14 protein-coding genes are annotated in these 12,947 nt (G+C 58.3%); 5 read left to right on the top strand and 9 right to left on the bottom strand.

The window, feature by feature from the left end; translation table 11 throughout:
* Window positions 1–88 precede the first annotated feature (88 nt).
* Window positions 89–886 (bottom strand): lytic murein transglycosylase, encoded by a 798-nt coding sequence (locus tag ACR0EZ_RS13160; protein WP_480613692.1) that lies wholly within the window; start codon window positions 884–886, stop codon window positions 89–91.
* A gap of 199 nt (window positions 887–1,085) precedes the next feature.
* On the opposite strand from ACR0EZ_RS13160, the gene ACR0EZ_RS13165 reads away from it, so the two are divergent.
* On the top strand, window positions 1,086–2,474 hold the full coding sequence (locus ACR0EZ_RS13165) for an MFS transporter (protein WP_480613694.1): 1,389 nt from the start codon (window positions 1,086–1,088) through the stop codon (window positions 2,472–2,474).
* A gap of 22 nt (window positions 2,475–2,496) precedes the next feature.
* On the opposite strand, the gene glnA is transcribed toward ACR0EZ_RS13165, so the two are convergent.
* Both glnA and ACR0EZ_RS13175 read right to left on the bottom strand, forming a co-directional pair.
* Complete coding sequence (gene glnA, locus ACR0EZ_RS13170) at window positions 2,497–3,903, bottom strand: type I glutamate--ammonia ligase (protein WP_480613696.1); 1,407 nt, start codon at window positions 3,901–3,903, stop codon at window positions 2,497–2,499.
* 30 nt (window positions 3,904–3,933) lie between these two features.
* Window positions 3,934–4,272, bottom strand: coding sequence for a P-II family nitrogen regulator (locus tag ACR0EZ_RS13175; protein ID WP_170472761.1), 339 nt, complete (start codon window positions 4,270–4,272; stop codon window positions 3,934–3,936).
* 170 nt (window positions 4,273–4,442) lie between these two features.
* On the opposite strand from ACR0EZ_RS13175, the gene ACR0EZ_RS13180 reads away from it, so the two are divergent.
* Both ACR0EZ_RS13180 and tig read left to right on the top strand, forming a co-directional pair.
* Entirely contained in the window at window positions 4,443–6,023 is a 1,581-nt protein-coding gene (locus ACR0EZ_RS13180) for an NAD(P)H-hydrate dehydratase (RefSeq protein WP_480613698.1), read from the top strand.
* A gap of 179 nt (window positions 6,024–6,202) precedes the next feature.
* On the top strand, window positions 6,203–7,534 hold the full coding sequence (tig, locus tag ACR0EZ_RS13185) for a trigger factor (RefSeq protein WP_480613940.1): 1,332 nt from the start codon (window positions 6,203–6,205) through the stop codon (window positions 7,532–7,534).
* Between the two features lie 96 nt (window positions 7,535–7,630).
* Here tig and ACR0EZ_RS13190 read toward each other — a convergent pair whose 3' ends face one another.
* From ACR0EZ_RS13190 to rpsF, 6 genes are all read right to left on the bottom strand, one after another.
* A complete protein-coding gene (locus ACR0EZ_RS13190; protein WP_480613700.1) occupies window positions 7,631–8,485 on the bottom strand; it encodes an acyl-homoserine-lactone synthase in 855 nt (284 codons plus the stop codon).
* Between the two features lie 107 nt (window positions 8,486–8,592).
* Window positions 8,593–9,294 carry an autoinducer binding domain-containing protein gene (locus ACR0EZ_RS13195; RefSeq protein ID WP_480613702.1) on the bottom strand — a complete coding sequence of 234 codons (702 nt, stop codon included), beginning with the start codon at window positions 9,292–9,294 and terminating at the stop codon, window positions 8,593–8,595.
* Between the two features lie 225 nt (window positions 9,295–9,519).
* On the bottom strand, window positions 9,520–9,999 hold the full coding sequence (locus tag ACR0EZ_RS13200; RefSeq protein ID WP_480613704.1) for a transglycosylase SLT domain-containing protein: 480 nt from the start codon (window positions 9,997–9,999) through the stop codon (window positions 9,520–9,522).
* A 152-nt stretch (window positions 10,000–10,151) separates the two neighbouring features.
* Entirely contained in the window at window positions 10,152–10,772 is a 621-nt protein-coding gene (gene rplI, locus ACR0EZ_RS13205) for a 50S ribosomal protein L9 (protein WP_480613706.1), read from the bottom strand.
* Between the two features lie 12 nt (window positions 10,773–10,784).
* Entirely contained in the window at window positions 10,785–11,012 is a 228-nt protein-coding gene (rpsR, locus tag ACR0EZ_RS13210; protein ID WP_005982441.1) for a 30S ribosomal protein S18, read from the bottom strand.
* 28 nt (window positions 11,013–11,040) lie between these two features.
* Window positions 11,041–11,394 carry a 30S ribosomal protein S6 gene (rpsF, locus tag ACR0EZ_RS13215; RefSeq protein ID WP_480613708.1) on the bottom strand — a complete coding sequence of 118 codons (354 nt, stop codon included), beginning with the start codon at window positions 11,392–11,394 and terminating at the stop codon, window positions 11,041–11,043.
* A gap of 358 nt (window positions 11,395–11,752) precedes the next feature.
* Here rpsF and ACR0EZ_RS13220 point away from each other — a divergent pair, with 358 nt between their 5' ends.
* Entirely contained in the window at window positions 11,753–12,199 is a 447-nt protein-coding gene (locus ACR0EZ_RS13220; RefSeq protein ID WP_480613710.1) for a hypothetical protein, read from the top strand.
* 126 nt (window positions 12,200–12,325) lie between these two features.
* On the top strand, window positions 12,326–12,898 hold the full coding sequence (locus ACR0EZ_RS13225; protein ID WP_480613712.1) for a YceI family protein: 573 nt from the start codon (window positions 12,326–12,328) through the stop codon (window positions 12,896–12,898).
* The last annotated feature ends 49 nt before the right edge of the window (window positions 12,899–12,947 follow it).

Genomic DNA, 12,947 nt, shown 5'->3' on the forward strand with positions numbered 1-12,947 from the left:
TGGAAACCAAGGAAATCCGGCTTTTTTCGCACACTATGGCGACAATGTGGCCAAATTGGGCTGTCACGATGTTGGCGGCAAGGCGCGGCTAGCCATCGATTCGGGCTGCCATAATTGCGATGGATTGCTGGTAGACCGAGGCCGCGTTCCACTGCTGGATCACCGCAAAGTTGGGCTGACCGGGCTGATACCCGCGACCGGGCTTCCAGCCTTTCTTCCGCAGAAAATTCGCGGTCGAGGCCATCGCGTCGGTCATGTTGTAAAAGTCCACGCGGCGATCCCCGGTGGCATCGACCCCATAGGTCAGCGCATTGCCGGGCAGGAATTGGGTATGGCCCAACTCGCCATGTTTCGCCCCCTTTGTCGCCATAGTGATACTGCCCTGATCAACCAGTTTCAGTGCCCCAATTGCGTGCGGAATAAAGAACTCGGATCGGCGACAATCGTAGGCCAGTGTTGTGATTGCGGAAACAACCTGACTGTCGCCCATGAAGTTCCCAAAGCCCGTTTCCATCCCGTGGATGGCAATCAGAACGCCGGCGGGAACCCCATATTGCCGTTCAAGCGCGGCATAGAATTCGGGATTGCGCGCCTTGCGCTTGCGGCCCTGCGCAACAATCGTATCCGCGCCGCGAATGCGCATGAACTTGTTCAGCGAATACTTGAAGCTTTTCTGGTTCCGGTCTGCGGCAATGGTCCGTGTTGCGTATTGCGTCTGGGCCAGCGCCTGCAGGCCCTTCTTTTTCACACCGGCTTTGCGCGCCTGTTTGGCAAAGTCCTTCTTCCATGTCTCGAACCCGCTGCTGGTGTTGCCGCATTGCGCCGCAAGCCCGGCAGAGGCAAATGTCACCGCAAGGGCGGCAAGGGGGCCAACAAGACGTTTCATGAACCGCTCTTTCCTTGTTCCTTTGAGCGCTAGGATAGCTGGCCCGATTGCCGCAAAGAAGAGAATTCCCGTCGTGTCGTGAAATTGGCTTTGCGCTGCAACCGGGCCGATACACAGGACAGCCGGACCCTTGACGCCTGTTTCGCGCAGCGTGTTCAATAAAGTGCATTCAGGTTTCATATTCCAAGGCGGTTCACACATGAGCAAGGATGAGAACAGGCGCTGGTGGGTGCTGGGGGCCATGGGCGCAATTCTTGGCGTCATCCTGCTGGATGAAACCGTGGTGGGTGTGGCCTTGCCCACGATCCAGAAAGACATCGGGCTGAGCGATCTGGGCGCGCATTGGGTGGTCAGTATCTACCTGCTGGTCCTCGCGGCGCTGGCCGGAGCCGCCGGGCGGTTGGGCGACACGGTTGGCACACGGACGCTGGTTGTCATTGGCCTGCTGCTGTTTGGCCTGTCTTCGATGGCGGCTGGATTTGCCAATAGCGGTACGGCCATCGTTTTTGCCCGCGCGGTGCAGGGCGTCGGGGCCGCGATTATCTTCCCGCTTTCGCTGGTTCTGGTGTCGATGTCGTTCGAGGACAAAGATCGCGGCATGGCGCTGGGCATATATGGCGCGATTGGCACCAGTTTTCTGGCGCTTGGTCCCGTCGTGGGTGGTTTGCTGACGGACTATCTGTCCTGGCGCTGGATCTTCTGGATCAATCCGCCCATCGTTCTGATCGTCGCCCTGATCACCTGGATCTACTGGCGTGACCCGCCGCACCGGGAAGAGCCCGCCTTTGACTGGGCCGGGTTGCTGCTGCTGGTCGGCGGGCTGGGCCTGACCGTTTTCGGCATCATGGAGGGGCCAGAGCGAGGCTGGGATCGGATCGACGTGCTTGGACCGTTGATTCTGGGCGTGCTGATGCTGGGTATTCTGGTGCCGATGGAGTTGCGGGTGCCCGCGCCCCTGATCGCCATGCGGCTGTTTTCCAACGGCACCTTTGCGGCGTCGAACATGATCGTCCTGCTGGCCCAGTTCGTCAAAATCGCAACCTTCGTGTTTGGCGCGATGTATTTCCAAAGGGTCAGCGGGCTGTCCCCGCTGATGGCGGGTGTCGCGCTGCTGCCCGCCGTTGTTCCTCCCGTCCTGACCGCGGCCATCGCGGGCAAGGCGGCGGACACCTATGGAACCCGCCTGCCATCCCTGCTTGGCGTACTGGGGACTCTGGTTGGGTTGGTCGCAATGGCAATCGGGATGGGAGTTGGTGTCAACCTGCTGGTCTATGCAGGTCTGCTGTTCTCGGGCGTCGCGATTTCGTTCCTGTTCGTGCCGCCGCAGCGTGCGGTCATGATGTCTGTCCCTCCGGGGATGCAAGGGCAGGCCGGGGGGATCGTGCTGAGCAGCCAGCTGTTGGGCGGCACATTCGGTATGGCGATCTGCAGCACTGTCTATGCCATGTCCGGGTCGTTTGCGGTCGTGTTCTGGGTTACGGCGGCGGTCTCGGCCGTGATCCTGATCTATGCTCATTTCGCGTTGGAACAGTCCGATCCCGGCGCGATGGAGCAAACAAAAAAAGGGCGCCCCGAAGGACGCCCCTGATTTTTGACCTCGCAGGGCTGGATTAGCAGCTGTAGTACATGCCGTATTCAACCGGGTGCGGGGTGTGCTCGTAGGTTTCGACCTCTTCCATCTTCAGCGCGATGTAGCCGTCGATCTGGTCTTTGGTGAACACGTCGCCCTGCAGCAGGAAGTCGTGATCGGATGCCAGAGCTTCCAGAGCCTCACGCAGCGAGCCGCAGACGGTCGGAATGTCTGCCAGTTCTTCGGCAGGCAGATCGTACAGATTCTTGTCCATGGCTTCGCCCGGATCGATCTTGTTCTTGATGCCGTCCAAACCGGCCATCAGCAACGCGGCAAACGCCAGATAGGGGTTTGCAGCCGGGTCGGGGAAACGGGCCTCGACGCGCTTGGCTTTCGGGCTTTCGGTCCACGGAATACGGACACAACCCGAACGGTTGCGGGCCGAATAGGCGCGCAGAACGGGGGCTTCGAAACCGGGGATCAGACGCTTGTAGCTGTTGGTCGACGGGTTGGTGAAAGCGTTCAGGGTTTTTGCGTGTTTCAGAACACCGCCGATGAACCACAGCGCCTCGTCCGACAGGTCAGCATATTTGTCGCCTGCGAACAGCGGCTTGCCGTCCTTCCAGATCGACATGTTCACGTGCATGCCGGTGCCATTGTCGCCTGCGATGGGCTTCGGCATGAAGGTCGCCGATTTGCCATATGCGTGCGCAACGTTGTGGATGACGTATTTGTACTTCTGCAGTTCGTCGGCCTGTTTGGTCAGGCTGTCGAAAATCAGACCCAACTCGTGCTGGCACGAGGCAACCTCGTGGTGGTGCTTGTCGACCTTCATGCCAAGGCGCTTCATCGTCGACAGCATTTCCGAACGCAGGTCCTGCGCTTCGTCAACCGGGTTTACAGGGAAGTAACCGCCCTTGACGCCCGGACGGTGGCCCATGTTGCCCATCTCGTACTCGGTGTCGGTGTTCCACGACGCGTCGGTTGCATCAACTTCGTAGGATACCTTGTTGATACTGTTCGAAAACCGGACGTCATCGAACAGGAAGAACTCGGCCTCGGGGCCGAAGAAAGCTGCGTCGCCGATACCCGAAGATTTCAGGTAGGCTTCCGCTTTTTGCGCGGTGCCACGCGGGTCACGCTCATACGCCTCACCAGTGTCTGGCTCGACAACCGAGCAGTGCAGGCAGATGGTCTTTTCCGCGTAGAACGGATCGACATAGGCGCTGTCGGTATCCGGCATCAGTTTCATGTCAGATGCTTCGATCGACTTCCATCCGGCGATCGACGATCCGTCGAACATGAAGCCTTCCTCAAGGAAATCCTCGTCAACCTGATCGGCCATGATGGTGACGTGCTGAAGCTTGCCGCGCGGGTCGGTAAAGCGGATGTCAACGTAATCAGCGCCTTCGTCCTGGATCAGCTTAAGAACTGCGTCCTTGCTCATACTCACTATTCCTCTGATTTGAGTGTTCTGTTACAGCGCGTCCGAGCCGGTCTCGCCGGTGCGGATGCGGATGGCTTGTTCGACAGGCGAGACGAAGATTTTGCCGTCGCCAATTTTATCTGTCTTCGCCGCGGACACGATTGCATCAATGGCAGCATCGACCTGATCGTCGTCCAGAACGACCTCGACCTTCACCTTGGGCAGGAAGTCGACCACATATTCCGCACCGCGATACAGTTCGGTGTGACCTTTCTGACGGCCAAACCCCTTGACCTCGATCACGCTCAGACCCTGGACGCCGACGTCCTGCAAGGCCTCTTTCACCTCATCGAGTTTGAACGGCTTGATGATCGCTTCGATCTTCTTCATCCCGGGCTCCCTTTAGCTCTTGTCAGGATGGCAGTGACCACGTCTAAGATCGGGCGGCAATCTGAATGCGAAATTGGCCGCGCCGTGGTGCGGAGAAAACAGGCGGTGGGTTAAATTTTGATCGATTTGCACAAAAAGTAATCAGAATTGAATCGCCTAAGGAATTTGAGATGACGGAATTGCTGACAGCCGCGCAGATGCGGGCCATCGAACAGGCCGCAATCGAGTCTGGTGAGGTAACCGGGTTGGAGTTGATGGAGCGGGCCGGGCGAGGTGTCGTCGAGGCGGTTTTCGAGGAGTGGCCGGAGTTGCAGCGGGGGCCAGCCCCCGCACCCCCGGAGTATTTTCAAAAAGATGAAGAGGGGCCGCTGCGTGCCGTGGTACTATGCGGTCCCGGGAACAATGGCGGAGACGGATTTGTGGTCGCGCGGTTGCTGCGCGAGTTGGGTTGGGAAGTGGAGGTTTTTTTGTATGGCGATCCGGAGAAGCTGCCGCCGGATGCGCGGGTGAATTATGAGCGGTGGTGTGAAGCAGGGGTTGTTCAACTCTGGTCCGCATCTGCTGTCGCTGACCTGTCTGGGCGCGATCTGTACGTGGACGCGGTATTCGGGGCGGGACTGACGCGGGCTCCGGCGGCGGAGATTCTGGAACCGTTGGTGCAGTTATACGTGGCGGGCGAAACTTTTGGCCGCATGGTTTGCGTTGATGCGCCGACCGGTCTTTGCATGGACAGTGGCCGTGCCTTGAGTGCTGGGTTTGGTGCAGTACATGGTTTTCTGACCGTCACCTTTCATCGGATGCGCTTGGGGCAGTTCCTTAAGGATGGACCACAGTATTGCGGAGCGCTGCGAAGTGTCGATATCGGGTTGGACGGCGTGGGTGGCAGCAGCGTCGGGCTGATTGAAACTGGTCTGATCGCGTCGCTGCAAAAGGAGGGAGAGGAGCACAAATACACCCACGGCCACGCCCTGATCCTTTCGGGTGGCCCGGCAAAAACCGGCGCAGCGCGTCTGGCGGCGCGGGGGGCGTTGCGGATCGGTGCGGGGCTGGTGACCTTAGGCGTGTCTCCTGCTGCGCAGCTTGAGGTGGCGGCGCAGGTGACAGCCGTTATGTTGCAGCGGGTTGAGGGGGCGGATGGTCTGGCCAGCGTACTTTCGGACGAACGGTTGAATGCCTTGTGCCTCGGGCCAGGTTTGGGGTTGGAGCGGGCGCGGGAACTGGTGCCAGTCGCCCTTGAGGCCAAGCGCGCGACGGTGTTGGACGCTGACGCGCTGACGGCGTTTGCGGATGAGCCCGACGCCCTGTTTGCGCAACTGCATGAGAACTGCGTTTTGACCCCGCATGGTGGGGAATTTGCGCGGCTGTTTCCGGATACTGCAGAGAAGCTGGCAGTCGTGCCGACCAAAGGGCCAGCCTATTCCAAGGTGGATGCCACGCGTGAGGCTGCCGAAAGGGCGGGGTGCGTGGTTCTGTTCAAGGGGCCGAACACGGTGATTGCCGCACCGGACGGGCGGTGCTCGGTCAACGCGGCATTTTATGAACGCGCGGCCCCGTGGCTGGCCACGGCAGGGTCAGGTGATGTGCTGGCGGGGTTCATCACCGGACTGCTTGCGCGCGGGTTCAGCCCGATGCAGGCGGCGGAAACCGCCGCGTGGCTGCATGTGGAATGTGCGCGGAGCTTTGGGCCGGGTCTGATTGCCGAGGATTTGCCCGAGCAACTACCATCCGTCTTGCGGAAGATAGAAGCCTGAACGCCTTGCCGGTTGGAAGGTAGACTGGGCCCGTTCACCATTATTTTTGGCCAAAAGCCGGGCAAAACAAAGCGGATTGAACAGTTGCCCCTTGCACGCGGGGGGCTGGGCAAATAGAAGGCCTCAAATTTGCCCGGCGCGCCGTTTTGCGCGCCCCGAATCCTATGGGGACTACCATAATGCAGGTTACCGAGACGCTGAACGAAGGTCTGAAACGCGGCTACAACATCACCGTTACCGCGGCTGAGCTGGACGAGAAGGTCAATGAGAAACTGACCGAAGCGCAGCCCGAAGTCGAGATGAAGGGGTTCCGCAAAGGCAAGGTGCCGATGGCGCTGCTGAAAAAGCAGTTTGGCCAGCGCCTGCTGGGTGAAGCGATGCAGGAATCCATCGACGGCGCGATGAACAAGCACTTTGAGGACAGCGGCGAGCGTCCGGCCCTGCAGCCCGAGGTCAAGATGACCAACGAGGACTGGAAAGAAGGCGACGATGTCGAGGTCGCGATGTCCTATGAGGCGCTGCCGGAAATCCCCGAGGTGGACCTGAAATCGGTCGAGCTGGAAAAGCTGATCGTCAAGGCAGACGATGCGGCGGTCGAAGAAGCGCTGAACAATCTTGCCGAAACCGCGCAGGACTTCAAAGTGCGCCGCAAGGGGTCGAAAGCCAAGGACGGCGACCAGATCGTGTTCGACTTTGTCGGCAAGGTTGACGGCGAAGAGTTCGAAGGCGGCTCGGCCGAGGATTACCCGCTGGTTCTGGGCTCGAACAGCTTCATCCCCGGTTTTGAAGAGCAACTGGTTGGTGTGAAGGCCGAGGAAGAAAAAGACGTCAACGTGACCTTCCCCGAAGAATACGGCGCCGAGCATCTGGCCGGTAAAGACGCCGTGTTCACCTGCACCATAAAAGAGGTGAAGGAACCGGTTGCAGCCGAGGTCAATGACGATCTGGCCATGAAATTTGGTGCCGAGGATCTGGCCGCGCTCAAGACGCAGATTTCCGAGCGTCTGGAAGCCGAATACGCAGGTGCCTCGCGCGCGGTGATGAAGCGTGCGCTGCTGGATGTGCTGGACGAGAAGGTTTCGTTCGACCTGCCGCCGTCACTGGTGGAGGCCGAGGCCAAGCAGATCGCGCATCAGCTGTGGCACGAGGAAAACCCCGAGGTTGAAGGCCACGACCACGCCGAGGTCGAGCCCACCGAAGAGCACACCAAACTGGCGGAACGCCGCGTGCGTCTGGGCCTGCTGCTGGCGGAACTGGGCCAGAAGGCCGAGGTCGAAGTTTCGGACGCCGAAATGACTCAGGCGATCATGAACCAGGCGCGTCAGTACCCGGGTCAGGAACGTCAGTTCTTTGAGTTCGTGCAGCAGAATGCCCAGATGCAGCAGCAACTGCGCGCGCCGCTCTTTGAAGACAAAGTTGTGGACTATGTGTTCGAACTGGCACAGGTCGCAGACAAGGAAGTCAGCAAGGACGATCTGCAAAAAGCCGTTGAGGCACTGGAAGAGGAGTAATCCTCTTCCGCCCCTTATGGTGGGGGCAAAATAAAACGGAGCCACCGGGAATTCGGTGGCTCCGCTAGGGTGGCTTTTCTCTATGAGGTGAGGGGGTCAGGCCTCATGAGCAAAAGCACGGGGGGTCTGCAATAAAGCGGTCTTCTGTTCGGGCGTGAAGGTGTCGGTCAGCGCCTCGATCAGTTTCAGGACATCCTGCCGTTCCGCCTCGGTCCGCGCCGCGCTCATCTGCTCGACAAAGTACTTTTCGAGGTCGGTAAGCGGTTTGTGGTCCCGGTTGGCGGGGCTGATTTCTGCGGCTCTCTTGGAATTGAACAATTCCAGCGCAGTTTCTTCTTCCAGGAATACATCCTCGTGAATGCCTGCGAAGTCGCGGACGGCCGAGATACGTTCTTCGGTACAATCCAGCAGGGCGGCCAGAGCGGCAACTTTGCCCATCGGGACTGTTTTCCCGACATAGTCATAAGGTGCACAGGCCGACCGTTTCAGGACGCGGTCCATGACCGGGTCAATGACGGTGATGATGTCCTGAATGCCCGAGTTGCGGGCATATTCAAGCGAACCGATCATCAGTTCGCAGGTGGCGTACGAAACCGAGTTTTTCTCTTTCCCGCGTGTGAGGCGCTGGGTGTCGACGCAGAACCGGGTGGATTCCCACATGGTTGCGCTGCGCAAAGGTGCTTCGCCGTCAAGAATGGCCGAGAATACGTCGGACAGCATGTGCGGTCCGGTGGTCTGGAGGGCACGCACGGCTGCGACGACATTCCCCCCGTCGTCGAGGCCGATTACATATGCCGGGTCCAGATGGTCGAATTCATCGATCTCTTTGCCGTCTTCGATTTTGACGTCCCAGCCAAGGCGACCGCCAAATACTCGTGCTCTCAACTCGTACATCTCGTCAAGAACGTCGCTGAACATGTGTTTGTTCAGGCCATCTACCACGATGATCATTTCTACCCCCTTCGAGTGGTTGTTCGGTAAACCAGACGTTACCGGCTTGGGGGAGAATTTCTATTGGGGGTTTCCCGTATTTTGACGGAATTCGGCCAATTTTGTGTTTAACCTGGGGTAATAAGCCCAATTGCCACTGCGCGCCCGACGGCCTGCGGGGTGGTGAGTGCACTAAGCTTTTCCCGGCTGGAACGCAAGTGAACTTCTACGGTGCGGTGTGAGATCGACAAAATATCGCCGATATCCTGCTGGGATTTGCCCGCCGCGACCCATTGCAGGATCTCTGCCTCGCGCGTCGAGAGGGTCGGATGGTACAGGGCACCGGTCAAATCGTCCGAGGAGACGACGTTGTCGTGAATATGCACCGCCATCGACTGCAGGTCGGCAATCACGTGGGTAAAGAGCTTTTTCCACTCTTCCTTGCTGCATTCCCGTGTGGCGCTCAGCAAGCCGATATCACCATAAGGTCCGCGCACGGGAATTGTGACACCCTGACTGGGAAGGCCAAAATCATGGGCATCCCTGAAAACGCGCTGAAAATCGGGGCTGCGCTCGAGACGGCTCCAATCCACGGGGGCGATACTACGACGCGCCATGTGAATGGTCGGGTCGATCATGATCAGGCCCTGATTCTGGTAGTGTTCTTTCCAGGCATCGTCGTAGGTGACGTAGCCGGCCACAGTCCCCGCTGCGGGGTTCATACCGGCATAGGCTGCATGGTCCATGTCATGCTTTTCGCAGACCTGGTGAAGAAACTCGGTATATCGAGTTTCTGAATCCGGCAGAGTGCTCAGATCGAAGATTTCCATGCGCGCCTACCAGCTGCGGCCCATCTTAGCTCGGTGGTGTCGCCGAGCTTTAACTTGACTTAGAGTGGAACCCAATTTACCTCACGGCGAAAACAACATCACACTTTTTTGACTATGACAAGACAACGCTCTTAATGTGCGTACATTTAGCGTGTCTGTTAGCTTTCATTAGAGTTAAATTTGTCACTACTGCGATTTTTTGCGGTGATCCAGGGGGCAGAACCGCTAGGGCGCAGGTTCCAGACCCGTCTCGACCAACATTCCCCGGGCTTTGGCTTCGGGGTAGTAGCCTTTGGCATAGAGAAATATCGCTCTTTGCTGGTCTCCGTCCGACAAAAGCCATGCGCCGCGCAGGTATTTCCCGGCAAATTCCAGGTTCGTGTCCGCGTCCAGCAACCCGTTCGCGTCGCCCTTGTACCCCATCGAGCGTGCGGTGGCCGGCAGGATTTGCAGCAGGCCGTAATACGGCCGGTTCACCGCCCAGGGCCGATGGGTGCTTTCCCGGATCGCGAGTTTGTGGACCAACTCACGCGGCACATCGTAGTGATCCGCCCATTTGTTGATCGATGCGCGCAGTTCGGGCGTTTCATTGGGGTAGAGCGGCGGGTCGAACGGCGCGGCTGTTTGATTGCCGGGACCGCCGCACGCCGCCAGTGGCGCAATGAGCAGAAAGGCCAAGACGCTGCGGCGAAGTAGTTGGGGCATAGGGTTTCTCCGAAGTCCGAGAGCCGATGATAGGGGGTGGGTTTCTGACCGCAACTGTTGCCGGAAATTCTGGCTGAAATTCGCTGGTGCGCTGGTGAAAAAAAGGCCGCGCAAATCGGCGCGGCCTTTTAATTCTGTAGCTGTCAGCCGGATCAGGCTTTGGCTTCGTCTTCTTCGGCGGGTGCTTCTTCTGCAACCAGATCTTCGTCTTCCGAAGCAGCGGAACCGATGTCGTCGAACAGCTCGGCGATTTCGAATTCGGCGGCGGCTTCTTCTTCAGCAGCCAGTTCCTGAATCGATTTGCCCGAGGCCTGCAGTTCGGCTTCTTCTTCCGAACGGGCGACGTTCATCTTGATCTCGACTTCAACCTCGGGGTGCAGCTTGACTGCCAGCGAGTGCAGACCCAGTTCCTTGATCGGAGCGATCAGGGCGATTTGCTTCTTGTCGACGGTGAAGCCAGCCTCGGTCGCGGCGTCTGCGGCGTCACGCGGGGTGACCGAGCCGTACAGAGCACCGGCATCCGATGCCGAGCGAATCACGATGAACTGCTGACCGTCCAGCTTTTCAGCCAGTGCTTCAGCTTCTTTCTTGGTTTCCAGGTTGCGGGCCTCGAGCTGCGCTTTTTGGGCTTCGAACGAGGCGATGTTCGACTCGGACGCGCTCAGCGCTTTGCCCTGGGGCAGCAGGAAGTTGCGGGCGTAGCCGGGCTTGACGTCAACGACGTCGCCCATCTGACCCAGTTTCGCAACGCGTTCCAGCAGGATAACTTGCATGTCAGTCTCTCCTTACTTCACGGCGTAGGGCAGCAGGGCGAGGAAGCGCGCGCGCTTGATAGCACGGGCCAGTTCACGCTGCTTTTTCGCCGAAACGGCGGTGATACGCGACGGAACGATCTTGCCGCGCTCAGAGATGTAGCGCTGCAGCAGACGGGTGTCTTTGTAGTCGATCTTCGGCGCGTTGTCGCCCGAGAACGGGCAGACCTTGCGGCGGCGGAAAAATGGTTTTGCGGCCATGGTTTAGTGTCCTTTTCTCAGGCGTTGATCAGCGGCGCTCGCGGCGGCCTTCGCGCTCGTCGCGCTTCTGCATCTGGACCGACGGGCCCTCGGCATGTTCATCGACCTTGATGGTCAGAACGCGCATGACGTCTTCGTGCAGGCGCATCAGGCGTTCCATTTCCTGAACCGCGCCAGCAGAGGCGTCGGTCTTCAGAAAGGCATAGTGGCCCTTGCGGTTCTTGTTGATCTTGTAAGCCATCGTCTTGACGCCCCAGTACTCGCTGTCGACGACGCTGCCGCCGTTGTCAGCCAGAACGGTGCCGAAATGTTCGACAAGGCTTTCTGCCTGCGCGTTGGACAAATCCTGACGCGCGATCATTACATGCTCATACAGTGGCATGTGCACTCCTGTTTATATCAAGGCGCATTTCAAAGGCGGGGCCAAATGGTCCTTCGCGACCCTGCCACGAGAGGCTGCGCGATTCATGTCGTTTGCGAAGGATGGCCCCATATACACGTTTATGGCGGGGGGGCAAGCCCTGCCACAGATGCCCTTGTGAAGTCGCCCAATTTCCATTGCCGCGCCCAATTCCTGACGCTTTTCACCCCGAAGTTGTTTCGTATACCGGATATTAACCGGAACGGACAACACTAATGACGGTAACCTTATGCAGGGTAAAAATGTTATGACCGCTACAAACACAAACACTTTTCAGGAAAAGACGTCCGGCGCACGTTTTGAAAACTCCGTGCCGGTCATGATTGCTTTCGCACCGAATTGGAAAGCCCGGCAGGTACTGTCCCGCATCATCGGCGTGTTTATGATTTTGGCCGCATTCTCCATGTGGTTGATGCCCGGATCGGTCATCGGCGCAGATGTCTGGCCTATCAAGCTGGCGGCATCGATGCTGTTTCTGATTATCGGTGTCAGCCTGATGACCGTCGAAATTCTGGACCCGCGGCCTGACGCCTATTTTGACCCCATCCGCCGCGAAGTCCGCGTGCTTCAAAAGAATGATGAGGGACGCCCGCAAACAGTATTGCGCCGTGCATACGATACGCTGGGCGGTGCCCGCTTCTCGGATGATGATGTCGAGCTGTATGACGTCGATGGCAGCCTGTTGATGAAACTGCCCCTGCAGTCGGCGGATGTCAGCCGCGCGCTGAAAGGTCAGTTGAGCCAAAGCGTAACAATTTTCGCCTGAGATTTATTCTGTTCAAAAAGGAACAGAGTTTGTGAACTAAAAAAACTTGTGTGCCGCCCTTAGGCGGCACATTTTTGTTTTGAGCAACCCAAACTGGTTTGCATCCACAAAAACGCGGAGATTGTCATGAAACCCATCCTTCTTGCTGCTGCTCTGGCCGTGTCGGCAACCACGGCTTTTGCGAGCGCCGAAAAATATGTTCTTGACCCAAGCCACAGTCAGGTTGTTTTCAGCTATGACCACCTTGGGTTTTCAACCACCACCGGTATGTTCTCGGGCTTTGAGGGCGAGATCATGTTCGACCAGGAAGATCCGTCCGCATCGACCGTGAGCGTGTCGATGCCGGTGGTTGAGATGCTTACTGGCTGGAAGCCGCGCGAAGAGCACTTTATGACCGAGGATTTCTTTGGTGCTGCCGAAGGCGATCTGATCACTTTCACCTCAACCGGAATCGAAGTGACAGGCGAGAATACCGCCAACATCACCGGCGATCTGACCATGAACGGCGTAACCAAATCGATTGTTCTGGACGCCAAGCTCAACAAGGTGGATCAACACCCGATGGCCAACAAGCCGTGGGCCGGGTTCAACGCAACCACGACCCTGACCCGCAGCGAATTTGATCTGGGCCAGTTCGCACCCTTTGTCAGCGATGAGGTTCAGGTTCAGATCTCGGTCGAGGCGCAAAAGGCCGATTAAATCTGTTCCCCGAAACAGCGAAACCGCCGGTGGCCCTTGCCCCGGCGGT

This window comes from Ruegeria sp. AK4 (assembly GCF_056541025.1).

What these genes read in the sequence shown, in the direction of transcription:
- ACR0EZ_RS13195 (WP_480613702.1), bottom strand. Translation starts at nt 9,294, where the DNA reads ATGGAAATCTTCGATCTGAGCACTCTGCCGGATTCAGAAACTCGATAT.
- ACR0EZ_RS13200 (WP_480613704.1), bottom strand. Translation starts at nt 9,999, where the DNA reads ATGCCCCAACTACTTCGCCGCAGCGTCTTGGCCTTTCTGCTCATTGCG.
- ACR0EZ_RS13225 (WP_480613712.1), top strand. Translation starts at nt 12,326, where the DNA reads ATGAAACCCATCCTTCTTGCTGCTGCTCTGGCCGTGTCGGCAACCACG.
- ACR0EZ_RS13220 (WP_480613710.1), top strand. Translation starts at nt 11,753, where the DNA reads ATGATTGCTTTCGCACCGAATTGGAAAGCCCGGCAGGTACTGTCCCGC.
- ACR0EZ_RS13160 (WP_480613692.1), bottom strand. Translation starts at nt 886, where the DNA reads ATGAAACGTCTTGTTGGCCCCCTTGCCGCCCTTGCGGTGACATTTGCC.
- ACR0EZ_RS13175 (WP_170472761.1), bottom strand. Translation starts at nt 4,272, where the DNA reads ATGAAGAAGATCGAAGCGATCATCAAGCCGTTCAAACTCGATGAGGTG.
- ACR0EZ_RS13190 (WP_480613700.1), bottom strand. Translation starts at nt 8,485, where the DNA reads ATGATCATCGTGGTAGATGGCCTGAACAAACACATGTTCAGCGACGTT.
- rpsR (WP_005982441.1), bottom strand. Translation starts at nt 11,012, where the DNA reads ATGGCCGCAAAACCATTTTTCCGCCGCCGCAAGGTCTGCCCGTTCTCG.
- glnA (WP_480613696.1), bottom strand. Translation starts at nt 3,903, where the DNA reads ATGAGCAAGGACGCAGTTCTTAAGCTGATCCAGGACGAAGGCGCTGAT.
- rplI (WP_480613706.1), bottom strand. Translation starts at nt 10,772, where the DNA reads ATGCAAGTTATCCTGCTGGAACGCGTTGCGAAACTGGGTCAGATGGGC.
- tig (WP_480613940.1), top strand. Translation starts at nt 6,203, where the DNA reads ATGCAGGTTACCGAGACGCTGAACGAAGGTCTGAAACGCGGCTACAAC.
- ACR0EZ_RS13180 (WP_480613698.1), top strand. Translation starts at nt 4,443, where the DNA reads ATGACGGAATTGCTGACAGCCGCGCAGATGCGGGCCATCGAACAGGCC.
- ACR0EZ_RS13165 (WP_480613694.1), top strand. Translation starts at nt 1,086, where the DNA reads ATGAGCAAGGATGAGAACAGGCGCTGGTGGGTGCTGGGGGCCATGGGC.
- rpsF (WP_480613708.1), bottom strand. Translation starts at nt 11,394, where the DNA reads ATGCCACTGTATGAGCATGTAATGATCGCGCGTCAGGATTTGTCCAAC.